Annotated in this window: 26 protein-coding genes; 13 read left to right on the top strand and 13 right to left on the bottom strand. The window is 62.9% G+C overall.

Going from position 1 to position 26,047, the window contains the following annotated elements:
- Nucleotides 1-9: 9 nt before the first annotated feature.
- The 3 genes from HB630_RS15825 to HB630_RS15815 form a co-directional block, all read right to left on the bottom strand.
- Complete coding sequence (locus tag HB630_RS15825) at nt 10-1,503, bottom strand: FAD-linked oxidase C-terminal domain-containing protein (protein ID WP_213773182.1); 1,494 nt, start codon at nt 1,501-1,503, stop codon at nt 10-12.
- A gap of 169 nt (nt 1,504-1,672) precedes the next feature.
- Nucleotides 1,673-2,371 carry a formyltransferase family protein gene (locus HB630_RS15820; protein WP_213773181.1) on the bottom strand — a complete coding sequence of 233 codons (699 nt, stop codon included), beginning with the start codon at nt 2,369-2,371 and terminating at the stop codon, nt 1,673-1,675.
- Nucleotides 2,372-2,650: 279 nt separating this feature from the next.
- Complete coding sequence (locus tag HB630_RS15815) at nt 2,651-3,373, bottom strand: DUF3750 domain-containing protein (protein ID WP_213773180.1); 723 nt, start codon at nt 3,371-3,373, stop codon at nt 2,651-2,653.
- 199 nt (nt 3,374-3,572) lie between these two features.
- Here HB630_RS15815 and HB630_RS15810 point away from each other — a divergent pair, with 199 nt between their 5' ends.
- The gene (locus HB630_RS15810) at nt 3,573-3,755 is read left to right on the top strand and encodes a hypothetical protein (protein WP_213773179.1); all 183 of its coding nucleotides are present in this window, start codon (nt 3,573-3,575) and stop codon (nt 3,753-3,755) included.
- A 108-nt stretch (nt 3,756-3,863) separates the two neighbouring features.
- Here the strand turns inward: HB630_RS15810 and HB630_RS15805 are convergent, their stop codons facing one another.
- Both HB630_RS15805 and ykgO read right to left on the bottom strand, forming a co-directional pair.
- Nucleotides 3,864-4,541, bottom strand: a complete 678-nt coding sequence (locus tag HB630_RS15805; protein WP_213773178.1) for a tetratricopeptide repeat protein — start codon at nt 4,539-4,541, stop codon at nt 3,864-3,866.
- Between the two features lie 148 nt (nt 4,542-4,689).
- On the bottom strand, nt 4,690-4,815 hold the full coding sequence (gene ykgO / locus HB630_RS15800) for a type B 50S ribosomal protein L36 (protein ID WP_011665501.1): 126 nt from the start codon (nt 4,813-4,815) through the stop codon (nt 4,690-4,692).
- 280 nt (nt 4,816-5,095) lie between these two features.
- On the opposite strand from ykgO, the gene HB630_RS15795 reads away from it, so the two are divergent.
- Entirely contained in the window at nt 5,096-5,980 is an 885-nt protein-coding gene (locus HB630_RS15795; protein ID WP_213773177.1) for an amidohydrolase family protein, read from the top strand.
- A gap of 75 nt (nt 5,981-6,055) precedes the next feature.
- The gene (locus tag HB630_RS15790; RefSeq protein WP_213773176.1) at nt 6,056-6,523 is read left to right on the top strand and encodes a YbaK/EbsC family protein; all 468 of its coding nucleotides are present in this window, start codon (nt 6,056-6,058) and stop codon (nt 6,521-6,523) included.
- 122 nt (nt 6,524-6,645) lie between these two features.
- On the opposite strand, the gene HB630_RS15785 is transcribed toward HB630_RS15790, so the two are convergent.
- Both HB630_RS15785 and HB630_RS15780 read right to left on the bottom strand, forming a co-directional pair.
- A complete protein-coding gene (locus tag HB630_RS15785) occupies nt 6,646-6,972 on the bottom strand; it encodes a hypothetical protein (protein WP_213773175.1) in 327 nt (108 codons plus the stop codon).
- A 164-nt stretch (nt 6,973-7,136) separates the two neighbouring features.
- The gene (locus HB630_RS15780; RefSeq protein ID WP_213773174.1) at nt 7,137-8,045 is read right to left on the bottom strand and encodes a LysR substrate-binding domain-containing protein; all 909 of its coding nucleotides are present in this window, start codon (nt 8,043-8,045) and stop codon (nt 7,137-7,139) included.
- Between the two features lie 159 nt (nt 8,046-8,204).
- Here HB630_RS15780 and HB630_RS15775 point away from each other — a divergent pair, with 159 nt between their 5' ends.
- From HB630_RS15775 to HB630_RS15760, 4 genes are all read left to right on the top strand, one after another.
- Entirely contained in the window at nt 8,205-8,903 is a 699-nt protein-coding gene (locus HB630_RS15775; RefSeq protein ID WP_213773173.1) for a pirin family protein, read from the top strand.
- Nucleotides 8,904-9,041: 138 nt separating this feature from the next.
- Nucleotides 9,042-9,641, top strand: a complete 600-nt coding sequence (gene wrbA / locus HB630_RS15770) for an NAD(P)H:quinone oxidoreductase (protein ID WP_213773172.1) — start codon at nt 9,042-9,044, stop codon at nt 9,639-9,641.
- A gap of 328 nt (nt 9,642-9,969) precedes the next feature.
- Nucleotides 9,970-10,143 (top strand): hypothetical protein, encoded by a 174-nt coding sequence (locus tag HB630_RS15765; protein ID WP_213773171.1) that lies wholly within the window; start codon nt 9,970-9,972, stop codon nt 10,141-10,143.
- Nucleotides 10,144-10,265: 122 nt separating this feature from the next.
- On the top strand, nt 10,266-11,213 hold the full coding sequence (locus HB630_RS15760) for a DUF5996 family protein (RefSeq protein WP_213773170.1): 948 nt from the start codon (nt 10,266-10,268) through the stop codon (nt 11,211-11,213).
- A gap of 36 nt (nt 11,214-11,249) precedes the next feature.
- Here HB630_RS15760 and HB630_RS15755 read toward each other — a convergent pair whose 3' ends face one another.
- Both HB630_RS15755 and HB630_RS15750 read right to left on the bottom strand, forming a co-directional pair.
- Complete coding sequence (locus HB630_RS15755) at nt 11,250-12,395, bottom strand: GNAT family N-acetyltransferase (protein WP_346656099.1); 1,146 nt, start codon at nt 12,393-12,395, stop codon at nt 11,250-11,252.
- A gap of 56 nt (nt 12,396-12,451) precedes the next feature.
- Nucleotides 12,452-13,384, bottom strand: coding sequence for a hypothetical protein (locus tag HB630_RS15750; RefSeq protein WP_213773168.1), 933 nt, complete (start codon nt 13,382-13,384; stop codon nt 12,452-12,454).
- 256 nt (nt 13,385-13,640) lie between these two features.
- Between HB630_RS15750 and HB630_RS15745 the strand changes: the two genes are divergently transcribed.
- Complete coding sequence (locus HB630_RS15745; protein WP_213773167.1) at nt 13,641-14,795, top strand: glycosyltransferase; 1,155 nt, start codon at nt 13,641-13,643, stop codon at nt 14,793-14,795.
- Here the strand turns inward: HB630_RS15745 and HB630_RS15740 are convergent.
- Genes HB630_RS15740 through HB630_RS15725 form a run of 4 tightly spaced genes read right to left on the bottom strand, consistent with a single transcriptional unit; the run spans nt 14,734 to nt 19,218 of the window.
- Nucleotides 14,734-16,047 carry an O-antigen ligase gene (locus HB630_RS15740; RefSeq protein ID WP_213773166.1) on the bottom strand — a complete coding sequence of 438 codons (1,314 nt, stop codon included), beginning with the start codon at nt 16,045-16,047 and terminating at the stop codon, nt 14,734-14,736. The two genes, HB630_RS15745 and HB630_RS15740, sit on opposite strands and share 62 nt — an antisense overlap.
- A complete protein-coding gene (locus HB630_RS15735) occupies nt 16,044-17,042 on the bottom strand; it encodes a glycosyltransferase (RefSeq protein WP_213773165.1) in 999 nt (332 codons plus the stop codon). Before HB630_RS15735 ends, HB630_RS15740 begins: the two co-directional genes overlap by 4 nt.
- Nucleotides 17,029-18,024 carry a hypothetical protein gene (locus HB630_RS15730; protein ID WP_213773164.1) on the bottom strand — a complete coding sequence of 332 codons (996 nt, stop codon included), beginning with the start codon at nt 18,022-18,024 and terminating at the stop codon, nt 17,029-17,031. The genes HB630_RS15735 and HB630_RS15730 overlap by 14 nt, the downstream gene beginning before the upstream one ends.
- 60 nt (nt 18,025-18,084) lie before the next feature.
- A complete protein-coding gene (locus HB630_RS15725; RefSeq protein WP_249780876.1) occupies nt 18,085-19,218 on the bottom strand; it encodes an endo-1,4-beta-xylanase in 1,134 nt (377 codons plus the stop codon).
- 177 nt (nt 19,219-19,395) lie between these two features.
- Here HB630_RS15725 and HB630_RS15720 point away from each other — a divergent pair, with 177 nt between their 5' ends.
- From HB630_RS15720 to galE, 5 genes are all read left to right on the top strand, one after another.
- The gene (locus HB630_RS15720) at nt 19,396-20,709 is read left to right on the top strand and encodes a hypothetical protein (RefSeq protein WP_213773163.1); all 1,314 of its coding nucleotides are present in this window, start codon (nt 19,396-19,398) and stop codon (nt 20,707-20,709) included.
- A complete protein-coding gene (locus tag HB630_RS15715) occupies nt 20,706-21,533 on the top strand; it encodes a class I SAM-dependent methyltransferase (protein WP_213773162.1) in 828 nt (275 codons plus the stop codon). Before HB630_RS15720 ends, HB630_RS15715 begins: the two co-directional genes overlap by 4 nt.
- 307 nt (nt 21,534-21,840) lie before the next feature.
- The gene (locus HB630_RS15710; RefSeq protein WP_213773161.1) at nt 21,841-24,141 is read left to right on the top strand and encodes an exopolysaccharide transport family protein; all 2,301 of its coding nucleotides are present in this window, start codon (nt 21,841-21,843) and stop codon (nt 24,139-24,141) included.
- Nucleotides 24,134-24,955 (top strand): WecB/TagA/CpsF family glycosyltransferase, encoded by an 822-nt coding sequence (locus HB630_RS15705; protein WP_213773160.1) that lies wholly within the window; start codon nt 24,134-24,136, stop codon nt 24,953-24,955. The genes HB630_RS15710 and HB630_RS15705 overlap by 8 nt, the downstream gene beginning before the upstream one ends.
- Nucleotides 24,956-25,013: 58 nt before the next feature.
- Nucleotides 25,014-26,027 (top strand): UDP-glucose 4-epimerase GalE, encoded by a 1,014-nt coding sequence (galE, locus tag HB630_RS15700; protein WP_213773159.1) that lies wholly within the window; start codon nt 25,014-25,016, stop codon nt 26,025-26,027.
- The last annotated feature ends 20 nt before the right edge of the window (nt 26,028-26,047 follow it).

Genomic DNA, 26,047 nt, shown 5'->3' with positions numbered 1-26,047 from the left:
TGCGCCTGCTCAAAACCGCGGAATGTCGGGAAAGGCGAGCTGGCCGCCATGCACATGCACGCGGCCAAGCTCGGCGCAGCGATGCAGGACCGGGAACACCTTGCCGGGATTGAGCAGGCCCTGCGCGTCGAACGCGCATTTCAGCCGCTGTTGCTGGTTGAGGTCGATCTCGCTGAACATTTCCGGCATCAGGTCGCGCTTCTCGACGCCAACGCCGTGCTCACCGGTGAGCACGCCGCCGAGTTCGACGCAGCAGCGCAGGATATCGGCGCCGAACGCCTCGGCCTTGTCCATCTCGCCGGGCTTATTGGCGTCGTACAGGATCAGCGGGTGCAGATTTCCGTCGCCGGCGTGGAACACATTGGCGACGCCGAGGCCGTATTTTTCCGAAAGCTCGCGGATCCTTGCCAGCGCCCGCGGCAGCGCGCCGCGCGGGATGGTGCCGTCCATGCACAGATAATCCGGCGAGATCCGTCCCACCGCCGGAAACGCCGCCTTGCGGCCGGCCCAGAACAGATTGCGCTCGGCTTCCGAATTGGAAATCTGGCAGGTGGTCGAGCCGCAGCCGAGCGCGATCGCCTCGACCCGCTTGATCAGCTCATCGACTTCGACGGAAGGACCATCGAGCTCGATGATCAAGAGCGCCTCGACGTCGAGCGGATAACCGGCATGGACGAAAGCCTCGGCAGCGTGGATCGCGGGCTTGTCCATCATCTCCATCCCGCCCGGAATGATGCCGGCGCCGATGATCCTGGCGACGCACTCGCCAGCGGCCTCGACCTGCGCGAAGCCGACCATCAGCGCCCGCGCCGTCTCCGGCTTTTGCAGGATCCGCACCGTGACCTCGGTGACGACGCCGAGCAGGCCTTCCGATCCCGTGATGATTCCCATCAGATCGTAGCCACTGGTTTCCGGCGATTTGCCGCCGATCCTGACGACCTCGCCGGTGATCAGCACGATCTCGCAACCCAGCACATTGTTGGTGGTCATGCCGTATTTCAGACAATGCACGCCGCCGGAATTCTCCGCGATATTGCCGCCGATCGAGCAGGCGATCTGCGACGACGGATCGGGCGCGTAGTAGAAACCGGCATGCGCCACCGCCTGGCTGATGGCGAGATTGGTCACACCGGGCTCGGTCACGACCACGCGGTTGTCGAAATCGATCTCGCGGATGCGCTTGAATTTGCCAAGTCCCAGCAGCACGCCGTCGGCGAGCGGCAGCGAGCCACCGGACAGCGAGGTGCCGGAACCGCGCGGCACCACTTTGACGCCCTGCTCGAAGCAATATTTCAGGACTTTCGAGACCTGCTCGGTGGTGTCCGGCAGCACCACGACCATCGGCGGCTGGCGATAGGCCGTCAGCCCGTCGGACTCGTAAGGCAGCATTTCGGCCGGCTTGTCGATGACGCCCTCGCCCGGCACGATCGCGCGCAGCGCCGCCACGATCTCCGCGCGGCGTCCCAGCACCGCCTGATCCGGGGCAGGCATCATGATGGTCATGTCGTTTTCTCCTGACGCAAGCGAGGCGCAACGCCCATCCGCTGTCATTGATTTGTTATGGCAAATCAAGCACGTCTGGACCGCTTTGGGTAGGTCTCACGCCATGCGGAACGGCCGCGCCGCCGCAACGGCCCAATCACGCAGGAGTTTCTTCAGATGCGGGCGCCAGTTATCCGGCGACGGGAGCCGCGCCGGCTTTGCGGACCGGCAGCACCGCGCGAAATTCGACGCCGTGCAGGTTTATTGTCGGCGTGATCCCGAAATGGTTGCCGCCGAACACCTCGAGGCGACGCTCGAGTTCGCCCCTCTCGATGTCGAGAGGAATATCGCAGATATCCCGATAGAGGCGACGTGAATATTTCTTGCGCCCCCATTTGATCGGAAGCACCGGCGGCGGCGCGTCATCCGTCGCGAACGATCTCGCCATGCGCCAGAACAACTGCGCCAGATGCGCGTAAGCGAGTCCCTCCAGGCCGAGCACGGAGATCTTGGCCGGAACGGGAAACAGCGCGACGTCGACGATCGGACCGGCATCGACTTGCTCGACCATGACATGGACCGTCGCACCAAACTCGGTCTCCCGATTGTAGAGCGCGAAATGAGCAGGCGCCCATCCGGGATAGGCCGGCGGACCCGGATGAAAATTGAAGGCGCCGTAGCCGAGCCGGTTGAGGATGCTGACCGGAACGATCTCCGGCGTGACGAATGCAATCAACCGCGAGCGCCGAAGCAGTTCGGAATTCAGCGCGGTCAGGTCAAAGGACGTCCGGACCGGGATTACCCTGAGATATGGATTATGGCCGAGCAATGCGTGCGGCAACACGGATCGTTCGGCATCGCCCGCAAGCAGAATGATGGTGTCGAACATCGTGATGCAATTCTTGACTGACGCCGCGACGATGCACCGGTCCCGTTAATGAAATCTCTTTGTTGGCTTGCCGCCATGTTGCCCCGCGTTGCCCGATCGACGGCAGACACATATGGAAACAAATATCCTCAACACGACTGATCGTTCGCGACGTCGTGCGCTATAGCTTTAATTTCGCGCGCGACGCGATCGAGCGTGCTCGTCATACCGCGTCATGTGGCCGCCGCCGGACAACACGATCAATTTTATGTGTGGCACGGCGGCGGCGGCGGTAATCGGTCAATAACCAAAACCGATGCGCCCCACGCCCGGAAATTTGAGCGCCGGCCGGCGCAGATCGAAGCCGAATACCGCGCCGAGCAGATTAACCTCGACCCCTTCAACCCATCCGATGGTTAAACCGAAGTAACCGCCAAGCGTGACGCGAATGCCGGTTCGCGATGGCGTCAGGCCGAACACGTCGCCGTCATACGGAAAATCCTTGCCGATCGCGGTCGGCGGCAGTGCCGCCTGCAACTCCGGCACCGCCGCCAGCATCGCCGCGACAAAGGTGTTGGAATTCGGCCCCGGCCAGGCGCGATAATCGCCGTAAGTCCGCCACTGGTAGCCTTCGACCGCAGCGCGGATTTTCGGAATCATGCCTTCGGCCGCCTTCCCGTCCGCAGCCGCGATCATTTCCGGGATGTCGCCGAACCAGCGGCCGTCGGCGGCAAACCCGTTGACGCGGATGGGCTCGCCCCAGGCCGTATAATCATAGCGGGTGTAGCGCGGCGCATTCGCCTCTTTGACCACGACCCAGGTGTGGACCGCAAAAATCCCGCGCCATCGCACCGTCCGCGCGGCGAAAACCCTGACCAGCGCGGCGGGGTGGTCAGCGGGCGCCGGCAAAAGACCGGCGCTGGAGCGGTCCGCCGCCTGCCAATTGGCCGAGCGATCCCCCAGCAAATACTTCGTTGCCGATATCGAAATCGGGGCGACAAGCACCAACAGCAGAGTTATCACCGCTTTCCTCACCCTGTGGAAACCTGTGCGCTGGGCGGCTTCACACAGCCGTCACCGGCAACTTCATATAACGGCCATCGGCACATTTACCACGTGATGGAAAGGCGGCCTGGGACATCCTTGTTGCGGCTTGTCCACACAACACACGGGAACGCGGATCGGGTGCCGGCATTGGTATACGGCATCATTGGAGGGTTCGATGACTTCCATACCGAGTGAGACCGCCATCGACGAGATCGTGGCTAGCTGCAACGGCGATATCCGCGGTGCGTTGAAAGCCCTGCTTCTGGTCAATGAACAGCTCGAGGCGGAGCTGGCGCAGCTTTACGCAGTGGTGACGCATGGCCGCCCGTTCGATCGCGGCAGCGGCCTCCTGCATTAGCGAACCTTCAGTTCTGATGAGAATCGGCGCTGCATCCTTCTGTTTAGATGCGTTTTCCTGAGCGAGCCGGAGTCCACTTCGCTCGAAGCGTGATCGCCGGAGTCCCGGTCAGATGTCGCGGCCCTCGACCTTCTCACTCAAGCTCTTGACCAGATCCGGCACCTTGTCGAGGTAGGGATTGACTGCGAGCGCCTTGCGGAACGCATCGAGCGCGCGTTTGTCGTCGCCGAGATCCTGCATGATCATGCCGAGCCCGGCCAACGCCCCGAAATGACGCGGCTCACGGATCAACACCTGCTCAATGTCGGCAAGCGAGCGGTTGTAGTCGTTTTGCAGGTAATAGATCGTCGCCCGCCTGTTCCAGGCTTCGACATAGTCGGGCCGCAGCTTGATGACGGCATCGAGCAGCTTGAGCGCGACATCCATCTTCTGCGCGTCCATCGCGAGCTTGGCGCGCGTCATCAAAAGCGCCGCGGTATCGCTCGGGGTTTGCATCCATAGCGCCCAGATCCGGGCTTCGACATATTTGGCGCTCTCCTCGTCCGGCGCCGCCTTGAGCGCGCCGAACAGGAAATCGAGTCCGCGGGTACGGTCAGCGCCGACCTTCGGCAGCTTGCTCGGGGCTTCCGGCAATTTTTTCTGCTGCCTTGGCGGATTGCCCCCCGGATCCTGCGCGAACGCGGCAACCGGTGCCGACCCAAGGATCACGCCAAGGATCGCGGCGAGCAGAATTGCGGATCGGCGGTTGCGCCAGCCAGGAAACCGGCCAGGGAATCTGGGTGCCATCAATAAAGTTTAGACGCGCCCGACCCGGCTTGCAAAGCAGCAAGATGTGAAAACGAAGGATTTTGCGCCGGACGAGGGGTTGGATCAGCCTCGCCTCAGGCCTGACTTAGGGCTTGTCTGATTAAGACCCGGCTGATTGGGACTTGGCTCAGCCCTGCCGCGCCTTGAAACGGCGCTGGACCTTGTTGATCACGTAGACCCGGCCCTTGCGGCGGACCAGACGGTTGTTGCGATGGCGGCTACGCAGCGATTTCAGCGAGTTACGGACTTTCATGAGACAATCCTGATGCTTTGAAAGGCCGTTTGCGAGGCCGAAACTGACAAGGAACCCGGTAGTGGCGAAATGGGATTGTACCCGCCAGCGGCCAGACCGCCCGGGACGGCCGGTTTCTAAGCCATCGGCAGGCCAAATGTCAATCCAAACCGGGCGTTTTGCGCGGGGCCTGGCCGGGTCCATTGTCCGGCTTCCGGGATTTGCCCCCGCCTTGTCAAATTGATTATATGATATAATCAATTTCAATGCTGCCGGCTGAAGCAGCCCCGGGGAGACGGAAATGGCCAGATTGAAGCTGCCGGATATCGAAAAGGTCGTGGCGATCGACATCCACACCCACGCCGAAGAACCTTGCGGCATGCATGCCGACGACGGCTATGACGACTTCCAGGCGCAGATGGCCGAATATTTCAAATCGCCCAACAAGCATCCGCCGACGGTGCCGGAAACCGCCGCCTATTATCGCGCCAAGAACATCGCGGCGGTGATCTTCCCGGTCGATGCCGAGCGCGAGACCGGCTTCCGGCGCTACAACAATTACGAGATGCTGGAGATGGCCGCTGACAATTCCGATGTGCTGATCCCGTTCGCCAGCATCGATCCGCACAAAGGCAAGCTCGGGGTGCGCGAGGCGCGCAAATTGATCGAGGAATTCGGCGTCCGCGGCTTCAAGTTTCATCCGACCATGCAGGGCTTCTATCCCAACGACCGCATGGCCTATCCGCTCTACGAGGCGATCAACGACGGCGGCGCGATTGCGCTGTTCCACACCGGCCAGACCGGTGTCGGAAGCGGCATGCCCGGCGGCATGGGCATGCGGCTGAAATATTCCAATCCGATGTATATCGACGACGTCGCCGCGGATTTCCCCGATCTGAAGATCATCCTTGCGCATCCTTCCTTTCCCTGGCAGGAAGAGGCGCTGTCGGTCGCGACCCACAAGCCGAATGTCCATATCGATCTCTCCGGCTGGTCGCCGAAATATTTCCCGCCGATTCTGGTGCGCTACATCAACAGCATTTTGCAGGACAAGATGCTGTTCGGCTCGGACTGGCCGGTGATCACGCCCGATCGCTGGCTCGCCGATTTCGCTAAGCTCGACATCCGCGACGAAATCAGGCCAAAGGTGCTGAAAGCCAACGCCCGGAAGCTGCTGAATATCTGATAGCCATTTGGGTGATCTGATCGCGGTCGATCGAAAGCACGCCGCCCACAAGTCTTGAACTGAGTCCGCCTGAACATGAGTCTTGAGTCGGTCCGCGCGTTTTTCGCCGAAAAAGCCCCCGATATCGCCGTGATCGAATCCCCGCAGAGTTCGGCGACGGTCACGCTCGCCGCCGAAGCCTTTGGCGTCGAGCCGGGGCGGATCGCCAAGACGCTGAGCTTGAGGGTCGGCGAGCGCGTGGTGCTGATCGTCACCAGCGGCACCTCGCGAATGGACAACAAGAAAGTGAAGGCGCTGTTCGGGAGCAAACCAAAAATGCTCGGGCTCGACGAGGTCGCCGGGATCACCGGCCACGAAGTCGGTGGCGTCTGTCCGTTCGGGCTGAAGACGCCGTTGCCGATTTATTGCGACGTGTCGCTGAAGGCGTTCGACGAAGTGGTGCCGGCCGCCGGATCGACCCACAGCGCGGTGCGCATCACACCGTCGCGGATGGCCGAACTGGTCGGCGCCGAATGGGTCGATGTCTGCGAACAACGCCCCTGAGCAAACAAGCCCAGATGCATGATCGGTTCCGATTGAATCAGAACCGAAGCTCTAGATCCTTGTATCCTTGTTTTGACGCATTTTCTTCACGCGAACCGGTATCCACTTCGCTCGAAAACGCTCTAATCGTCGTCGTCATCATCCCCGGAACCGGGCTGCACGGCGTGGCTGCCGGGCACCACCTGCTGAGGCGCCGACTGCGAAGCACCGACATTTGATTCGAATACCGCGCGACACGGCCTGCTGAGCAGCGCCGTATTTTGCCGCAAACATCCGACGATCCGGTCCCTGTCAGGAATCTCCGCGCCGCACAGCCGGAAGACGTCCGGCGTACACGCCATCTGCTGTTCCTGCGTCCCCCGGTTCTCCTGCGCGAAAACGGGAGCTGCCATAGCCGCTGTCCAGCCGATCGCCGCGGCAAGGCTCAGGACAATCCGATGTGCTGCCATGTCCGGTCCTTCCTCTGAATTTCATGACACGCATGTTCACACGCGCTCGCCTAAGGTCGCCAATAAATGAGATTTGGGAAGGTTCACGACAGACAACAAAATGTGAAGATCGCGGCTCAGGCTGGGCCCGCCCTACAATCTACAATCTTTTTCGCGCAAGCGATTCACCGCTTCCTCCGCTTTGCGAAATGCCCGGCGAGAAATTCAGCCAGCACCTCGACCCGCGCCGGGCGCGGGCCGCCCGGCGGCATCACCAGATGCACCGCACCTTCGGCCTGCTTCCAGCCTTTGAGGATCACTTCGACGTCGCCCGATGCGATGACGTCGCCGACGATGAAATCCGGCAGATCGGCAATGCCGAGCCCGGCGATCAGCGCCGGCATCAGCGCTTCGCCGTTGTTGACGCGCAACTGTCCGGCCGGTCGCACGCTCGCCTGCTCGCCCGCCGCGTTGGTATAGTGCCAGACATTCGGCGTGGAGAGATAGGTGTAGGCGAAGCATCGGTGCTGCGCGAGATGCATCGGATGCGTCGGCCGGCCATAGCGCTTGAGATAGGCCGGCGCCGCCACGGTGTAGCGCGGCATCGTGCATAGCCGCCGCGCAATCAGCGAGGAATCCGGCAGGCTCGCAATCCGAAGGCCGGCGTCGAAGCCCTCGCCGATCAAATCCACCATGGCGTCGCTGAGATGAAGATCGATCGAGACATCGGGATAGGTCTTGAGAAATTCCGTCAGGACCGGCGCCACCACTTTCACCCCGAACGTCATCGGCACCGCAAGCCGCACCAGCCCGCGCGGCGCCACCGATTGCGACAACGCCTCGCTCTCCGCCGCCTCGCCGTCGGCCAGAAGGCGCGCGGCGCGCTCGGACAGTTTTTGTCCGGCATCGGTCAAGGCGAGCCGCCGGGAGGTGCGGTTGAACAGCCGCGCGCCGAGCCGCTCCTCGAGCCGGCTGACGGCTTTCGACACCGTCGCCTTGGACAGAGCGAGTTCGGCCGAGGCGGCCGCGAACGACCGCAGTTCAACGACTTTGGCAAAAATCGCGAGCGCTTCGAAATCGGGAAGTTTCGACACCGGATTCGCCCCTATGGTCGATTTCGGAAACAATGAGTTTCAATAGTTTCTATTTCTATACCAACGCCGGAGTCCTATCCACAGCCCATGAAACGATCCTGGCGAGGCGGGCATCCAGCCCGGAGCCTTCCAGGGAACCCAGCAGATGAGGAACAGCAAATGATCGAACTCAGACCTTTTGCAAAACTCGGCGGCGCCGATCACGGCTGGCTCAAGGCCAAGCACCACTTCTCGTTCGGTAGCCACTACGATCCCGACAACATGGGCCACGGCGCGCTTCGGGTGTGGAACGACGACGAGATCGCGCCGAACACCGGTTTTCCGCCGCATCCGCACGCCAACATGGAAATCATCACCTATGTTCGCGAGGGCGCGATCACCCATCAGGACAACCTCGGCAACAAGGGCCGCACCGAAGCAGGCGATGTGCAGGTGATGAGCGCCGGCTCCGGCATTCGCCACGCCGAATACAATCTGGAACCTGGCAAAACCCGGATCTTCCAGATCTGGATCGAGCCGACCGGCAAAGGCGGCCAGCCGACCTGGGGCGCCAAGCCGTTTCCGAAGGCGGACCGTTCCGGCAAGCTCGTCACCATCGCCAGCGGTTTCGAAGGCGACAAGAACGCGCTGCCGATCCGCGCCGACGCGCGGGTGCTCGCCACCACGCTGAAGGCCGGCGAGAGCGCGGAATACGAACCCGGCAAGAGCCGTCACCTTTATCTGGTGCCGGCCGCGGGCGCGGTCGAGGTCAACGGCGTGCGGGTCAATGCCCGCGACGGCGCCGCGATCCGCGACGAAACCCAGCTCAGGATCACCGCATTGGAGGATTCCGAACTGGTGCTGGTCGATGCGGCCTAATCTCAGGCCTTCGTCATGCCCGGGGTCGCCTCGGGCATCCACGACTTTCCCTTCAAACTAACACGTCATGGCCGGGACAAAACCCGGCCATGACTGCTGCTCTTACTCTCACCTCAAACCACGCCAACGGAGATCATCATGGCAAAAGTTCTCGTTCTCTATTATTCCGCTTACGGTCACATCGAAACGATGGCGAATGCCGTCGCCGAAGGCGCGCGCGGCGCCGGCGCTACCGTCGACATCAAACGCGTCCCCGAACTGGTGCCGCCGGACGTCGCAAAGGCCTCCTACTACAAGATCGACCAGGCAGCGCCGGTCGCGAAAATCGAGGACCTCGCCAATTACGACGCCATCATCGTCGGCACCGGCACCCGTTTCGGCCGGATGTCCTCGCAGATGGCAAATTTCCTCGACCAGGCCGGCGGCCTCTGGGCCAAGGGCGCACTGCACGGCAAGGTCGGCGGCGCCTTCACCGCGACGGCCACCCAGCATGGCGGCCAGGAAGTCACGTTGTTCTCCATTATCACCAATCTGCTGCATTTCGGCATGACCATTGTCGGCCTGAATTACGGCTTTGCCGGCCAGATGAAGCTCGACGAGGTAACGGGCGGCTCGCCCTATGGCGCAACCACGATCACGGCCGGCGACGGCAGCCGCCAGCCCAGCGAAAACGAACTCGCCGGCGCGCGCTATCAAGGGCAGATCATCGCGGAGACCGCCAAGAAACTGCATGGCTAACTGAACTGCATGGCTGATACGGTCGGGGCGGCGTTTTCCGCGGGGAACGTCGCCCTATCTCTCCGTCCTGAAGTACGAGGGTCTTTGCCGTGGTGGAAATTCTCCTGTTCGTTCAAATGGCTCGCAATCCCATGCAGGCGCTGGCGCGGCGCTGGTATTGCAAAAGCCTTTACCGCGCCTCACGGGGACGGCGTCATTGCCCGGAATGTGCCGGCGCGTGACGCAGCCGGTCTGACAAAGTCCCCGTCCGGTAAAATAATGAACGGGCAATGGAACCCGAGGACTGATACAAAGTTGAGTTAGGCGCATTTGCGCCTGGAGACCACTCATGACTAACAAGTCCGATCCCAAGCACACCAAAACGAAATCCGCCGAGCATCCCGGCATGATGGGCGACGGCACCGAAGAACAAAATCTCGACCAGAAGGGAAACCCGGCGGCCCGCATCAAGAAGGACGAGGTCGACGCCGCCTTCGCCAAGGATCCGGCGAAAGCGAAGTAGCGCAGGCCTCGTCGGTCGATTGCGCTGGTTCATACATGAAGGCCGGGCCACGGCGCGCCCGGCCTTGGTCATGGCAAGGGACAGCGCAAGGGACCGCCGATCATGATCCGTGACGGTGAAGCATGAACGATGTTGTTCGAGCCGCGTGGTCGGAATTGCCGCTTGCGGGATGGCGCGAGACCTATGACACGCTGCATCTATGGACCCAGGTGGTCGGCAAGATCCGCTTCGCGCGCTCGCCCTGGCTGAACCATTCCTGGCATGTCGCCCTCTACGTCACCTCGCGCGGCCTGACCACCTCGCCGATCCCCGACGGCACAGACGTCTTTCAAATCGACTTCGATTTCATCGACCATGCCTTGCGGATTTCGACCAGCGATGGCGGCCAGAGCCAGTTCGCACTGGCCGGCCAGTCGGTCGCGAGCTTTTACCAAGCCGTGATGGCCGCGCTCGCAGAATTCGGCATCGACGTCGAGATCGACGAGATGCCGAACGAATTGCCGGACCCGGTACGATTTTCGCAAGACCGCCGCCACGCCTCCTATGACGCCGATGCGGTGCGGCGTTTCTTCCAGATTCTCGTCAATGCCGATCGGGTGTTGAAGCAATTCCGGACCGGCTTCCTTGGCAAGGCAAGCCCGGTGCATTTCTTCTGGGGCAGTTTCGATCTCGCGGTGACGCGCTTTTCCGGGCGGCGCGCGCCACGTCATCCCGGCGGCGTGCCGAATCTCTCCGACGAGGTCGCCTGCGAAGCCTATTCGCACGAGGTCAGCAGCGCCGGCTTCTGGCCGGGAAGCGGAGCGATCGATTATCCCGCGTTCTATTCCTATGGCTATCCGGAGCCCCCCGGATACCGGACCGCCAAGGTTCGGCCCGATGCGGCCTTCTTCAGCGAGGCGCTCGGCGAATTCATCCTGCCCTACGATGCCGTGCGCACGGCTGACGATCCCGACAAGGCGCTGCTGGAATTTCTGCAAAGCACCTATGAGGCCGCGGCCATCGCCGGGAAGTGGGATCGCGACACGCTCGAATGCTCGCCGGGCCAGCCGCAGGTGGTGCGGCCGATCTAGAGCTTCGGTTCCGATAGAATCGGAACCGACAGTGCCTTAGTAGTCCTCGCGCGCCGACGGCTTTCCGAGCGCGCGCGCGACATGGGCCGAAAGCCGCGGATGACGATGCAGTTCGCGCGCGGCGCGATCGCGCAGCGCAAAGGGCAGCCCGCGCCAGCTCAACGCCTCGGTGATTTCGGCCAGCGGCAGCGGCGCCACGCCGAAACGCCGCTTATAGGCATAATTGCCGATCGAGAAATCGAAATGCCGCACGCCATCCTGGTGCAGCGCCGACATGGTGCGCTCGATGATGAGACGGCCCGGCGAGCAGTTCGACCATTTGTCGCCGGCATTGCTGATCCGCACCATCACGTAAGCCGAGCCGCGGCGAATTCCGAACAGCGCGGCGATCACCTCTTCGCCGACCGTCAGCGCGGACATCACGGCATAGCCGTTGCCGAGATTTTCGCGGACAAGACTGCGGTAAAACGCGGCGCAGGCCTCGTCATTGAGCATGAATTTCAGCCCGAGATTGCGCATTCGCGCATCCTGCTGCGCCTCCATCGCCGACAGCAGGCGCAATGCCTCATCTTGCCCTGTCACGATCCGGAACGAAGCATCGGCATGGCGCGTGAACACGCGCCAGCTTCGTTCCAGTTCCTTGCGGACGGTCCGCTCCAGCGAATAGCGCCAAGCGTCATAATCGTCGCCGGTCGTGACCAGATTGCCGTTGAGCCGCGACAGGCGCGCGCCGTCGAGCAGTGTCAGCGGATTGACGACACCGTTGAGCTCAAATGGCATTTTGCGGAAACGAACGAGATCGGTGCCGCCGGGCAGCCGTTTCAGCGCCGCGGTAAGGTCCCGCCACAGTGACCGCATCCCCGCCGCATCGCGCGGGGCTGCGGCGTGCAGCAGCGGAACATTGTAGTCCGTCAGATTGTGATCGGCGAATTCGACGATCCGGATGCCTCTGCGCACCCGGCGAACCAGCGGGAAAATCGCGGCCAGTTCTGCGGTCGCCGCATCCGAGACGATCGCAATCAATGGCTCGATCTCGTGAAAATCGGCAAACGCCTGATACCAGGCATCGAACCAGCGGCGGTCCTGGAACGGCGTCAGCGCCCGGGCGTCACCGCAGCGCGCCGAAACCTGGCGCCAGTCGCGGACAAACTCGACGTGGAATCCAGTCGCACGCAAGACCACCCTCGCGCCCGTATTTATCGCCCTCGCCGCCAAAACTGTCATTGTCGATAGCCGCCTTACGCTGCCTTCGGCAGATCGACGATCTGGCCGGGCCGAGTTGCATCGAGCCGGAATTCGGTCGGGCGACGCACGCTGCGTTCGCGCTTGACCCAGCCGCTGTCGCGGTAAAGCTTTTGCATCACGCCCTTGAGGAAATAGGACGGGCCGCGCAGGTTGCGACTCCTCGGCGTATAGCCGAAACGATGCCGCAGCAGACCGTTGGCGAGATTAACAACCTCGGAACGGCGGATATGATCATTGGTGAAGGAAATGGTCATCGACACGCTGAAGGTGCCGAGATTTTCCACCCGATGCGGCGCGTTCAACTCCCAGTTCAGCATCTGGCCCGGGCCGATGTCGAACACCTGGGCGTGCCTGTCATACCAGGGCTCGTAGGGCATATCGACTTCGACGTTATAGAGCGCAATGTCTTCGAGATTCCGCGGGGTGATGAAGGGCGGCGTGTTGGGATAGACGTAGACGCGCTTGCGGCCGGCGATCTGGATCAGGCCCTGTCCCGGCAGGTCGGCGTGATAATAAACCTGCGCGTCGGGCGCCGACACCAGGATGCTTTCCTGGTGGTTCCAGGCCTCGAATCCCGGAACGTTTGCCGCGACTTCCTCGAACATCCGGTCGACCAAGGCGCGATAGCGGCTGTCGACCGCGCCGACATCGCGCATGTTGAGCCAGAGGCCACCGCGCGCGATCGCATCCATCACCTGATGGCCGCCGAGATCGCCGATTACACCCTCGCGCCAGACACGTTCGGATCCCTTGGCGCCGGTCTGCACCAGGCTGTAATGCTCGCGCGGATAGCGCTCGATCAGCGCGGCGAGCGTGTCCATCGAGAACAACGGCGTCTTGTGCATCTCATGGGCCAACTGGATCGGCTGGTGCCCCCACAGCGCCGAATGCGTCTCGTCCCAATCGGTCAAAACCTTCGCCGTCATCGCCGTACTCCTGCCCATTCTCGTTCGCCTGAGGTTTGTTAACGACCAGCGCCATGCGCCAGACGTTGTCCCAAAGCCGCCAGGCCATCACCTTGCCGGTCATCCGCCATGTGCCGATATGAGACGAACGGCCGGTCTTCACCCGATATCTGGCAAGAAGGGTGCCCAGGACGTCCGCAGCCGCTTACCCGGCGATAATGTCTGCGATGTATGGCTAACGCGGACATTTTCAGAAACGCAGCGCCGGCCCCGAACCATGACTCCAGCACGCTTATATCAGGCGCTGTTTCTCGGCGCCGGGCAGCAGATGCAGTGCGGCGTCGGGCAATTTACCCGCCTGCTGCGCCAAAGGATCGAGAAATTCGATCCCGGCAGCAGCACCACATTAACCCTGACCCGCGACCAAGGATCGGTTGCCGAGATCTGGCGCGCGACGGGCGCGGCGCGGAACGTGGTCTGCAACTTCCCGATCGTGGCGTGGAAGCGCGTCATGTTTCGCCCGCTGCTGGCGCTGGCGGTGGCGCGGCTTAAAGGCCGGCGCGTTGTCCTGATTCAGCACGAATGGGACGGGCTGCATTGGCTGCGCCGCATCAGCTATATTCCGGCGCTGTTGCTTGCCGGCAGAATCGTGATGTTCTCCCCGCTGGTGCAGCGCCAGCTCGCCGGGGATCCGGCCGTCGGCTGGACGGCGCGGAAATGCGTGCTGGCGCCGCTGCCGCCCAACATCGAAGCGCCGTCCACAACCGCCAACTCCGAATTGCGGCAGCGGCTCGCGGCGGCGCGCCGGGACGGACGGCTGGTGATCGGCCATTTCGGATCGATCTATCCGGGCAAGCAGCCGAACGCGCTGCTCGAGATCTGCGCCGCCTTGAGGGATCGCGGGCTCAAGCCGCTATTGGTCTATGTCGGTTCGTTCATCCGGGGCACCGACAAGGTGGAGGAAGAATTCCATGCCCGCGCGGCCGAGCTTGGGATTACCGGCGATGTCATCGTCAGCGGCTATATCGCGTCGGATGCCGAGGTATTCGGCATTTTCAGCGAGATCGATGTCTTCTGCTATCCGCTTGAAGAAGGCATCACGGCGCGGCGCGGCAGCATCCTCGCCTGCGCGCAGTCCGGCCGTCCGGTCGTCGTCACCGGTCCGGCCGAGGCGGATGAATTCGACCACCACCCGCGTTTCCGGGCGTTGATCGAGCACGGTGTCATTGTGCCGGTCCCACGCGGCTCCGGCGATGCGGCCTATACCGACACGATCGTAGCATCGCTGAAATCGCCGCCGGCGCAGACGCCGTTCGATTTCGACGGCTGGTGGCGGGATGTCGCGCAAGCCGTGCTGGCGCAATTCGATATCAATCCCGCACCCGAAACCGCGCCAGATAGTGCAGCCCGAACACCGCGATCAGAAACGTGAACCACAACGGATCCGCGCGATCGAGGAAGAAGCTTTCCATCGAGGAGAGATAAAGACCGAACAGCCATATCCGCAGGAACAGCATCGCCAGCGGTCCGCCATTGCGGCCGTAATCGGCGGCGTGAAAATTACGCAACGGCGCAATCACCAGTACCGCAATCAGCAGCACGAGGCCCGGCAGTCCCATCGCCAGCGCGCTATCGAGATAGCCATTATGGCTGTGCGAGGCATATTCCGCCCATTCCATGCCTTCCGGAAGATTCTGGATCGAGCTCGATCCCCAGAACGCGGAAAAGCCATATCCGGTCGGCAGCCGCTCCTGCAGCGCCTGGATGGCGAAGGTCCAGACATCGATGCGGCCGGTGAAACTGGTATCGAGCGGCAGTAATTTGGCGATGTCGGCCAACGTCTCGCTCACGACAGTGCCGACGCTGAGTAGATTCAGCATCAGCAGCGGGGCGAGGAACATCACGGCGCGAAGCCAGAACGAGCGAATGCGCGACGTCAGCGAGGTGAGCGCCATCACGATAAAGAACAGCGCCGTCGAGCTTTTTCCCTCGGCATTGACCAGAAACAGCGAAGCGAGAGCGATGATCGCCGCTCCCGGCCACCGCCATCCCGACCGTATGATGTAGATGCCGATGAACAGCAGCATCGCCATCATCGCCGCCGCCACGTTCTTGTGGCCGAACGAGCCGCGCCAGTCGCCGGCGAGATGCGGCTCCTGGGCGTCGGTCGCCAGATGGATCGACAGGTCCGGCGCCAGCACGATCCCGAGATAGCAGATCCCGAGCAGTGCGAACGCCGCGACGCTGAACCAGCGCACCAACTCGCTCTGCGATTTCGGCAGCAACATCGTGACCGCGGCCACGGTGATGACGCAGGCGCTCAGCGCGAACCTGCGGATCGACGTGGCGGGATCGAGCGACAACACCACGCTGACGACGATCCAGGCGGCGAACAGCATGAAGCCCGGCGAAAGCAGCGTCGCTAGCGCCTGCGTGCTGTCCCGCATCGCCAGCGCGAGCATCAGCAACGCCATGCTGCCGAATGCCAGATAGGTCAGCGTCTCGTTACCGGTCGACAGGTCCTTCAGATCCTGGTTGCCGAGATCGATGAATGGCCGCAGCGAGACCCACGCCAGCAGCAACGCACCGACGAAGGCCGACGCCCGCACCAGGTCGATCACCTGCTGACGCCGCAATTCACCGAGGACGGCGCGGGCTTCCGATGTGGTGGCGAACTGGCTCAAGATGTGATCTTCGAGGCTTTATAGGGTTGCGGTTCGATTCCGAGCGACGCCAGCGCGCTGCCAAGCGCGACCGCCATCGGATGCAACGCGATAATGGGCTTTCGTTCGGTGACGACGAGTCCGACCGCGCGCAGCAGCGACAGAGGCAGCTTTGCCAGCATGATCGCAAGCAGCTTCAGCCGCTTCCACGCGGTTCGCGCCGCCTTGAGTTCGACATGATAATTGATGGCGCCGATCCGCAAGCCCCGCAATGCGAGCCATCCGAGACTGGTCCGGCTTTGCGGAACTGTCTCGGTAATGACCGCGTCGGCGTTCCAGTGGAATTTCATTCCGGCCCGGCGGCAACGCACGAAAAAATCGGTATCGCCGCCGCCGAGAAAATTAAAGCGAAGATCGAACAAGGAGTCTTCGAGCCCGGCGAATACCGTCCGCCGGATCAGGCAATTGCCGCAGCCATAGATGACCGGTACGGGGCCGCTCGCTTCATAGGCCGGGCAAAACGCCGGGTGGCGGCGCAAGCCGCGCTTGGCATCGTCGTCGAAATTCGGGAATACCGGCCCGCCGAGGATATCCGCGCCGGTCGCCTCGGCGGCCTTCACCATTTGCTCCAGCCAATCCGGCGAGGCGACCTCGTCGTCGTCGATCATCAAAAGATAGGTCGCCGCGGGAAACATGCCGAGCGCGGTTTCGAAAGCGGCATTGATCGCGTGGCAGTTACCCTGCCGCGGCTCGACCACACACAGCCCCTGCAACTTGCCGGTCCGCAGAAATTCGGCCGCAACCGGGACGCTCTCGCCTCCCGTGGCGTCATTCTCGACAATGACGACGGCGAAGCGGCGATGGGTGCGCTGATCGGCGAGCGATTGCAGCGTCCGCCGCAAATGCTGTGGACGACGGAAACTCGGAACGCACACCACCGCCCCGACCAGGGGATCGAGCGGCCGCGACATCGCCGCGACACTGCGGGCGTGAGACGACATCTCAGAGATTGCCATCTGCTGCCACCTCGATCCACGGCAAATGCGCGATCTGCGCCCAATGTGTCCGCGCCACATCGACGAACGGATGGGCATTGAGCGCCGACACCGGAATCTCCGGCATCTCCGCCACAAGCACGTCGTCGCGCAGGAAGATGGCGTTGAAGCCGAGCGCGTTCATGCCGACAAGGCGGTAGCCCTTGCGCCGGCCGACGGCGACATAGGCCGCAAGACTGGCCGAACGAAACAGCGCCTGGTCGGGCGGCAGCGCCGCATAGTTGAAATCGGGCCGGTAGGGAATGGTGAGCGCGAGTTCGCCCGGCACCGCATTGTTGAATTCGCAGATCAGAATCCGCGGGCGCAGCGTCATCGCGTTCCACAGATGCAAATCATTGCCGTCGATATCGAGCGACAGCACGTCGACCTCATCGGGAACGCCCGCGGAAGCCAGCACCCGATTGACGTTGTCGCGCGTGAACCACTCCGCCCTCATCACCGGCGGCATCGCGCGGGTGGCTGGATGCGATGCGAAGAAGCGCTGCCCTTCCGCGACGAACACCGGATCGCCGTCGAACAAAAAGCCGCGCCAGCGATGATGCACCAGAAGATTGGTCGCCATGCAGGTACGGCCGTCCTGCGAGCTGATTTCAACCACCGTGCGCGACGCCGATCCTGCAAGCGTCAGCAGGTACAGCAGGAGGCCGTCTTCCTCGAATTCGGAAAAGCGGCTGAAGCCGACTTGTTCGAGCGGCAGGATCACACCGGCCGCCTGGAGCTGCTTCCATGTCGCGATCAGGTTCCGCTGCGCAATCTCGGAATTGCGATAGATCGCCTCCTCATGCCCATGCTCGAACTGCACAAGCTTGCGCTTGATCCGCCGCAGCCAGGCCACCTGGCGCAGGCGCGCGGTCGCGGCGCGCAGCAATTGCCGGCCCCAGGCGGGGCTCGCCGGCGCGGCGCGGCGTCTGCGGGTTTCAATTTCGGTCGAAATCTGACTCATGATGCAATCGGATCCGTAACGGCCAGAGGCCTTTAAAAACTTTGATCAGGCAGGCTTTAATCAAGCAGGCTTGCGCCTGAATTCGTCGATGACGTCGTAGAGCGGTTTGCGCCTGAGATCGGCATCGAGCGGCAATGGCCGGTTCGGCATGCCGTCGCGGCGCGTGAAATAGATCGGCACCCAGGTGTAGCGGTCGCTCAAGCCCCAGGTCAGGATCGCCTTCGGCCGAACCACATCGCAGACCGCCTGAAGAAACTGCCCGGCCACGCCGGCAACCATGGCGTCGCGTTCGCTCACCCTGCCCGGCAGCGTATAATCGATCACATCGAGTTCGGTGACCAGCACATCGAGCCCGAGCGCCTTGATCTCGGCAAGCAGCGCCTGCAATCCGTCGCGATCGATGGCGCGGTCCGCAAACAGATGCGCCTGCAGCCCGACGGCATGCAGCGGCACGCCGCGGTCGCGCAAGGAGCGCAGCAGCGCAATCAGCGCCTTGCGCCGCGCCGCGAAGCGCGGGCCTTTGAACTCCACGTCGTATTCGTTAAGCACCAGCCGCGCGTCCGGATCCGCGAGCGCGGCCTCTCTCAGCGCGATCGACAGATAATCCGCACCCAGCCGCCTGGCCCAGATCGAAGGCCGGAACGCGAATTCGTCGTCCGGCCATTCCGCCAGCGGTTCGTTCACCACGTCCCAGGATGGGATCTGGCCGCGATATCGGGACACAACCGTTTCAATATGATCGACCAGTTCCCGCTCGGCCTCGGCGCGATCCGCGATCTCATCGGTCCAGCCCGGCATCGCGCCGTACCAGGCCAGCGTATGGCCACGGACCGCGATCCCGTTCTGGCGGCCGAAATCCACGATCGCGTCGGATTTCTCGAATCTGAATTCGCCACGCGTGGGGCGCAACGCGTCCCATTTCAATTCGCTCTCCGGCACGATCATGCGGCAATTCGCGATAATCGCGTCACGATAGGGCAGGTCGGAGACCAGCGCGTCGGATCGCGCCGCGGCGCCGTAAGGAATTAGTTCGTCGGAGGCCGAGGTCTGGCCCGCCCCCGTCAGCGGTGTCGCAAATGAGGACACTCCGGACAATGCGGCTGTCCCGGAAATACCCAACGCGGCGGCCTTCGCCGCGTGAACAAGGAAGTCACGCCGCGAATGGATCAATTTCGACATGGATGCACGATGCATTCAGTTAAGTCCGCGTTGGAAGCCAGCGATACGCAGGAAGCATTGCAATAACCGGTCCAGCAGCGGAACCCGCGGCGCGTATCTGTCGCGATGGTTACCGGAATCGAATTAACCAGAATCGAAGCGCGATCCGGTTGTCGAGGCCGCCCGGCACCGATCTTGCTGTCTTGAACGGCAATGAAGTCCGAACCTTTAAACACGCTCGAACTGGATATTCCCGTCATCTCGTGGGTGTCTCGCCTGCGCGAGACGCTGACGGACGCCGTTCGCGGGCAATTGGCCAACTATCTCCAGGTCTTCGCCGGCGCCGGGGCGCGGCTCGGGCTGCAAGCCGTGTATTTCCTGATCCTGGCCAATACGCTGTCGCTGCACGACATGGGCGTATTCGCCTCGACGTCATCGACCGGCATCATGATCGGCTGTTTCTCGGGGCTCGGCTTCTCGTCGTTTGCGTTCCGGGCCGCTGCCGGCAAACGCCGCACGCTCGGCGGCTATCTCGCCGTGTTCTATGCGAGCTGGCTGATCTCGCTGCCGCTCTGCCTCGCGGCTGCGCTGCCGGTGTTTTATCTGCTGTTCACCCCGTCGCTGTCGCTGACCGCCTTCATCGCCATTATCCTTGTCGAGTCCGGAACCTGGCGGATCGTGGAAATGATCCATCAGGTCAATAACGGGCTCGGCCGCTACGGCTCCGCATCGTTCGTCATCAGCCTCGGCACCGCGTTGCGCAGCGCAGGCGCGGTCGCGTTCCTGGCCTCCGGCAGCCACGACATCGAAACCTGGTCCGCCTTCTATGTGATCTTCAATATCGCCGCGATGGCATTGGCCGTCGCGTTCTACCAGCCGCGCGTCCGGCTGCGCTGGCGCGCAGAGCTGTTCTGGGGGCGGATTCGCGACGCGCTCTTGTTCTCGGTCGCCTATTGCGCCTTCATCTCGCAGAACGAGATCGACAAGGTGGTGATGCTCTCGCTGGCGGATCAGCGAACCGTCGGCATTTACGCGATCGCCTCGCGGATCATCGACTTCACGTCGGTGCCGATCCGCACCTTCTTCGTGCTGTATTCGCGCAAGCTGATCCTGGAACGCCGTGCGCGCAACCAGATCCGCCGCAGCCTGGGCGTCGAGGCGGCGATCGCACTGACCTCGACCCTCGCCTTCGCGGGTTTGCTGACGATGCTATGGCTGTGGCCGAATCTTCTCGGCCACAATATCGCGTCGGCCGCGCCACTGCTCGGCGTTCTGCTCGCGGTTCCGGCCTTCAAGAACCTGCTCGAATATCACTCCGAACTGTTCTTCGCCTATCAGCAGATGACGGTCCGCGCCGTGCTCGCCACCTCGCAGGTCGCGTTGAAGGCGGTCGCCCTGGCGCTGCTGCTGATCTGGTTCGGCGGCATCACCGAATGGGGTGTCTGGCTCAACGGCATCTATATCGGCCTCTACGCGCTCTCCGCAGCCATCGTCTACAGCCTCGTATTCAGGAGTGAAAATCAATGAGCAAAACCTTTGCCCCCGATTTCAGCTACGCGCCCTTCGATACGACGGCCGGCTCGCAGGCATCCGCCCATGCGCGGCCATTCGCGCATCCACAGTCGCTGCTCGAACTGCCGCCCGGCGAAGCGCGCAAAAGCCTGCTCACCGTTCACGAGATCCTCTCCGCCAGGCTGCAGTCGAAAAGCGAGATCGCGATCTATGAGGCAGGCGGAGGATCCACCAGCTTCCTGCCACTCGGCCTGCTGCACCGCGCTCACGTCACCGTGGTCGATATCGACGAGGACCAGATTCGCAACAATGATTACGCGCAGGAAAAGATCCTCGGCGACGTCCAGACCCATCGTTTCGAGCCCGGCAGTTTCGATCTCGTCATCTGCTACAACGTGATCGAGCATCTTCCCGATACCGAATCCGCCCTGCTCGGTTTCTGCGAGGCGCTGAAGCAGGACGGGCTGATCCTGATCGGCGCGCCCAACCCGAGATCGCTATCCGGCGTCGTCACCAAATATACGCCGCACTGGTTCCACGTCTGGTATTACCGCTATGTGCGCGGCATCGAGAACGCCGGCCTCCCCGGCGAAGCGCCGTTTCCGACCTTCTTCCATCCGCTGGTCACACTTTCGAAGCTGGAGGCCTTTGCCGGCACGCATGGTCTCGAAGTGATCTACCGGAAGGAATATGAAAGCCCGCGTTTTCCGGAAATACGGGCCCGCAAGCCGATGCTCGCCAGGCTGATCGACGCGTCCGCCGCCGTCATGAATTTCTTCCTGCCGGAAAAGACCGACGTCCGCCACGGCGACTATCACCTGATCTTGCGAAAGCGCTGAACCATGTCCGCGAGGCGGTCCAAAGCTGCAATGCCTGCCAGCCGTCAGCCCGGCGACGCAGCGTTGACGTTTGGCCGCGGCCAGGACATCGGCAGACCGGGCCTCTGCATCTGTCTGGCGGCCCAGAGAACAAGATCGCAGGCGCGCTTAAACGCTTTTTTTGCCATTTCGGTGAATAGTCCAGCCATGTGTATGGTTAATTGTTCCTGTTGCGTTTGTTCCGCGCCGAATTGTTGCGCGTCCGGCGCAGCCGGAAAAATAGCCCCTCGGCCAGTGCGTGCGGCAGTTCGAATGGAAGCTGGGGCCCATGCTTGTCTATGATCAGCCGATAGGCCAGCCCGGGCCCGGCGCCCCGAAGGCGCTGGCGCGGACGCTTGCGGGCTTCAGCGTGCAGGAGCTCGGCCATCTGCTGTGGCGGCGCAGGGCCGCCATTGCCGTGGCCGGATTGATCTGCGCCTGCGCCGCGGTTGCGGTCGGCAAAAGCCTGACGCCGAAATATTCGGCGACCGCGCAGCTTTACGTCGACCCTCGCGAATTGAATCTGGTCGACCGCGAGCTCACGCCACGCTCCCAGGATATTTCCGGCCTCGCCATGGTGGTCGACAGCCAGGCGCGCGTGATCACCTCGAACAGCGTCCTGTTGAAGGTGATCCAGGACACCCATCTCGACCAGGATCCGGAGTTCGGCGGCGAATCGAAGAGCACGATCGGAAAGCTGCTTGGATTATTCGGCATCGAGACCCATTCCGCCGGCGACGACAAGCTCGGCCAGATGGCCGCGCTGGAAGCGTTGAGCCGCCACATCAGCGTGAAGAAGCCCGACCGTACCTTTATCGTCGACATCGACGTCTGGTCGCGGGATCCCGCCAAGGCGGCGATGCTCGCCAATGCGATCTCCAACGCCTACCTTGCGGAATCCAGAAGCTCGCAAGCCACCGCCGCGCGGCGGGCGACGACGGATCTGTCCGGCCGGCTCAAGGAATTGCAGCAGCGGCTTCGCGACGCCGAAAACGCACTGGCCGTCTACAAGGCGCAGAATAATTTCGTCGGCAGCCAGGATACGCAGATCAGCGACCAGCAGCTTTCCTCCGGCAGTCAGCGGCTCGCCGCGGCGCATGCGCTGACGCTCGACGCCCAGGCCAAATACGACCAGATCGAGGCCAGCCGCCGCGCCTCGACCGATGTCGGCGCCATTCCGGAGGCATTGCAGTCGCCGACCGTCGCAAACTTGCGCTCGCAATATGCCGAGGCCCGCAAGCATTATGCGGAGATGGCGGGAGAATTGGGACCGCTGCATCCGGCGCTGCACCAGATGGAAAAGCAGGTGGACGACCTGCACCGCACCATCAACGAGGAAATCGACCGCTTCGCGCAGTCGGCCAGAAACGACCTGACCCGCGCCCGCGATTTTGAAGCTTCGCTGGGCAGGGCGCTGGAAACGCAAAAGCGCCAGAGCGTCCAGCTCAGCCAGGCTTCGGTCCGACTCCGCGAACTCGAACGCGAGGCCGACGCCAGCCGCGACCTCTATCAGTCCTTCCTCAAGCGCTCGCGCGAGACCGAAGAGCAGGAAAGCCTCAACACGTCGAGCGCGCGCATCATCGGCGAGGCCACGGTGCCGCAACGCCGCACCTTCCCGCCAGCCATGAGCCTGTTGGCGATGGTCGGCTTCGCGCTCGGCGCACTGGCGGCGGCCGGCTGGATGGTCGCAGCCGACCAGTCATCGCCCGGCAGCACCGAACCGGAGCCGGCAAGATCACCGACGAAACCGTCCGCAGCGCAACCGTCCAGCGCTTCGCCGCAGCCGCAAGCGGCGGCGATCGCCCTGGTCAAAAAGCCGCTGATCGCGCGCCTGCAGCAATCCGACGTGATGCGGACGCTCGGTGCAATCCTGGCCAGCGGTGGAATTGCGGACCTGACCCAGATCGGCTGGCCGACGCTGCGGATGGGCTTGCCGCCAACCGCCTTCTCCAACGCCATGCGCGACATGCGCGCGCCGCTGGCCAGGCGTTCGGCTGCGGATACGACGCCGGTCATCGCCGTGATCGGCGCCGGCGCCACGGAGGATCGCAGCATCGCCGCGCTGAATATCGCGCTGGCGGCCGCGCGCGATGGCGCCAAAGTGCTGATGGTCGATGCCGATCATCTCACCCATGCGCTTTCGGACAAGGTGAACCGCAACCGCGTCGGCGAGAGCGAGACCGGCCGGTCTGGCTGGCTCCACATCGGCGCCAGGCTTTCGGGTGCGTCCAAGCCTTCCGACATGATCGAGACCGCGAACGGAATTTCGGTGCTGCCGATCGTCAAGGGAGCGGGCGATACCAGGGCGAGCGATACCCTTCACAAGGCGATCGCCGAAGCCCGTTCGTCCGGCGGCTACGACCTCGTGATCCTTGACGGGCCGGCGATGCCCTGGAGCCCGGCCGACCACAATCTGTTTGACGAGGCCAGCGGCCTCATCGCGATCCTGCCCGCCAGTCTCGACATCAATGGCTGCATGGAAGACATCATCGCGGCGCTCGGCGGCATGGAACACAGACTGATCGGCGTCGTCCTGAATGAACTGGCCCCCGTGGCCATCCACCGCCAGCGGAACAGACAATATGCTTGAGCGCCGCGCCAATCCCGTCGGCAGAGCCGCCACCGCCAACGTGCCCCGAATCTCGTTGGGCGGCCTTCGGCTCGCCGTGCTCGACATCGAGCAGACCGCGAATTTCATGATCGACATGGTCTTCCCGGTGCGCCGGACCGACCGGCCGCTGTACCTGACGTCGGCCAATGGCGAGGTGCTGTCGCGCTGCGCGACCGAACCGATGACCCAGCGGCTGTTCCGCACGGCCGATCTCATCAATGCGGACGGCCAGCCGCTCGTCACCGTATCCCGGTTCAAATCCGCAACGCCATTGCCCGAGCGCGTCGCGACCACGGACCTGTTCTACGTCGTCGCCCGCAAGGCCGCGGCCGCAGGGCTGACATTCTACATGTTCGGCACCGACGAACGGGAAAACGACGCCGCCGTCGCCAATGTGCGGAAGGCCGTGCCGAATTTGAAGATCGTCGGACATTGCCACGGCTATCTGCGCGGCGATGCGCTTCGCGCCAAGGTCGACGAGATCAACGCGCTGGCGCCGGATTATCTGTGGGTGGCGCTCGGCGTGCCCTATGAACAATCCTTTGTCGAGGAATTCGCGCCGCGCCTGTCGAATGTCGGTGTCATCAAGACGGCGGGCGGCCTGTTCAATTTCCTTTCGGGCAGCCGGGCCCGCGCCCCGAAATGGATGCAGGCCGTTGGACTCGAATGGGCCTGGCGGATCTACCAGGAGCCGCGACGGCTGTTCTGGCGTTATTTGACGACCAATCCCCGGGCGCTCTATCTACTCTTCAACAACAGCCGGCCGTCCAATACCGAGATGCTGCGGCGCTAGTTTGCCGAACCGGAGTTCCCGCCGTCATGAATCCAGAACGTCGCTGCGAGACATCGGCATGAGCGATCGTCCGGCTATTCTGGTGACCGGTGGCGCCGGCTATATCGGCGCGCATTGCTGCCGGGCCCTGGCCGCCGCAGGGTATCACCCGGTCGTCTATGATAATTTTTCGACCGGCCACCGCAGCTTCGTCACCGGTTCGCTGGTGCCGGGCGAGTTGCTGGACGGACCGGCGTTGGTTCGCGCCTTCGCCCAGCATCGTATCGCCGCGGTCATGCATTTTGCGGCGTCGAGCCTGGTCGGCGAGTCCGTTTCCAACCCGCGGAAATATTACCACAACAATGTCGGCGGCACGCTGTCGCTGCTGGATGCCATGCGCGAGGCCGGGTGCAGCCGCCTGGTGTTTTCCTCCACCGGCGCGGTATATGGCAATGCCGACAGCAAGGCGCTGCCGGAGACCTATGCCTGCGCGCCGATCAACCCCTACGGCACCTCGAAATGGATGATCGAACGGATCCTCATCGACTATCGCAGCGCCTACGGGCTTGGATCGTTCTGCCTGCGCTATTTCAACGCCAGCGGCGCCGATGCCTCCGCCGAGATCGGCGAATTGCGCGATAATGAGACGCACCTCATTCCCCGCGCCATGATGGCGCTGCAGGGTCATGTCGGCGATTTCGCGGTGTTCGGCGACGACTACGACACGCCCGACGGCACGGCGATCCGCGATTACATTCATGTCACCGACCTCGCGGCGGCGCATCTGCGGGCGCTGGAGCTTTTGATGCAGGGGCATCAGGGCGGCGCGTTCAATCTCGGCACCGGCACGGGATTTTCGGTGCGGCAGGTACTGACGGCCATCGCAACCGAGACCGGCCGCCCGGTTCCCCATGTCATCAAGCCGCGCCGGCCGGGCGACCCGACCTATCTGGTCGCGGACCCCAGCGCTGCCCGCGAGACATTGAAATTCAGTCCGGTGCATTCGGATCTGCCGACCATCATCCGGACCGCATGGGCCTGGCACAAAAAGGCCCATCCGCTGAAGACGCATGAGCCCGCGCGCGGCGAATAGGCTCCTTGGCCGCCGGCGTT

This window comes from Bradyrhizobium sp. dw_78 (assembly GCF_018449525.1).
In the GTDB taxonomy this organism is placed as follows: Bacteria; Pseudomonadota; Alphaproteobacteria; order Rhizobiales; family Xanthobacteraceae; genus Bradyrhizobium.
The sequence above is the reverse complement of the archived record's forward strand: the minus strand, read 5'-3'. Positions and strand labels throughout refer to the sequence as shown.

Bases quoted from the DNA above. Each gene is read 5' to 3' on its own strand.
- HB630_RS15825 (WP_213773182.1), bottom strand. From the start codon at position 1,503: ATGACCATCATGATGCCTGCCCCGGATCAGGCGGTGCTGGGACGCCGC.
- HB630_RS15820 (WP_213773181.1), bottom strand. From the start codon at position 2,371: ATGTTCGACACCATCATTCTGCTTGCGGGCGATGCCGAACGATCCGTG.
- HB630_RS15810 (WP_213773179.1), top strand. From the start codon at position 3,573: ATGACTTCCATACCGAGTGAGACCGCCATCGACGAGATCGTGGCTAGC.
- HB630_RS15805 (WP_213773178.1), bottom strand. From the start codon at position 4,541: ATGGCACCCAGATTCCCTGGCCGGTTTCCTGGCTGGCGCAACCGCCGA.
- ykgO (WP_011665501.1), bottom strand. From the start codon at position 4,815: ATGAAAGTCCGTAACTCGCTGAAATCGCTGCGTAGCCGCCATCGCAAC.
- HB630_RS15795 (WP_213773177.1), top strand. From the start codon at position 5,096: ATGGCCAGATTGAAGCTGCCGGATATCGAAAAGGTCGTGGCGATCGAC.
- HB630_RS15790 (WP_213773176.1), top strand. From the start codon at position 6,056: ATGAGTCTTGAGTCGGTCCGCGCGTTTTTCGCCGAAAAAGCCCCCGAT.
- HB630_RS15785 (WP_213773175.1), bottom strand. From the start codon at position 6,972: ATGGCAGCACATCGGATTGTCCTGAGCCTTGCCGCGGCGATCGGCTGG.
- HB630_RS15775 (WP_213773173.1), top strand. From the start codon at position 8,205: ATGATCGAACTCAGACCTTTTGCAAAACTCGGCGGCGCCGATCACGGC.
- wrbA (WP_213773172.1), top strand. From the start codon at position 9,042: ATGGCAAAAGTTCTCGTTCTCTATTATTCCGCTTACGGTCACATCGAA.
- HB630_RS15765 (WP_213773171.1), top strand. From the start codon at position 9,970: ATGACTAACAAGTCCGATCCCAAGCACACCAAAACGAAATCCGCCGAG.
- HB630_RS15760 (WP_213773170.1), top strand. From the start codon at position 10,266: ATGAACGATGTTGTTCGAGCCGCGTGGTCGGAATTGCCGCTTGCGGGA.
- HB630_RS15750 (WP_213773168.1), bottom strand. From the start codon at position 13,384: ATGACGGCGAAGGTTTTGACCGATTGGGACGAGACGCATTCGGCGCTG.
- HB630_RS15745 (WP_213773167.1), top strand. From the start codon at position 13,641: ATGACTCCAGCACGCTTATATCAGGCGCTGTTTCTCGGCGCCGGGCAG.
- HB630_RS15735 (WP_213773165.1), bottom strand. From the start codon at position 17,042: ATGGCAATCTCTGAGATGTCGTCTCACGCCCGCAGTGTCGCGGCGATG.
- HB630_RS15730 (WP_213773164.1), bottom strand. From the start codon at position 18,024: ATGAGTCAGATTTCGACCGAAATTGAAACCCGCAGACGCCGCGCCGCG.
- HB630_RS15725 (WP_249780876.1), bottom strand. From the start codon at position 19,218: ATGCATCGTGCATCCATGTCGAAATTGATCCATTCGCGGCGTGACTTC.
- HB630_RS15720 (WP_213773163.1), top strand. From the start codon at position 19,396: ATGAAGTCCGAACCTTTAAACACGCTCGAACTGGATATTCCCGTCATC.
- HB630_RS15715 (WP_213773162.1), top strand. From the start codon at position 20,706: ATGAGCAAAACCTTTGCCCCCGATTTCAGCTACGCGCCCTTCGATACG.
- HB630_RS15710 (WP_213773161.1), top strand. From the start codon at position 21,841: ATGCTTGTCTATGATCAGCCGATAGGCCAGCCCGGGCCCGGCGCCCCG.
- HB630_RS15705 (WP_213773160.1), top strand. From the start codon at position 24,134: ATGCTTGAGCGCCGCGCCAATCCCGTCGGCAGAGCCGCCACCGCCAAC.
- galE (WP_213773159.1), top strand. From the start codon at position 25,014: ATGAGCGATCGTCCGGCTATTCTGGTGACCGGTGGCGCCGGCTATATC.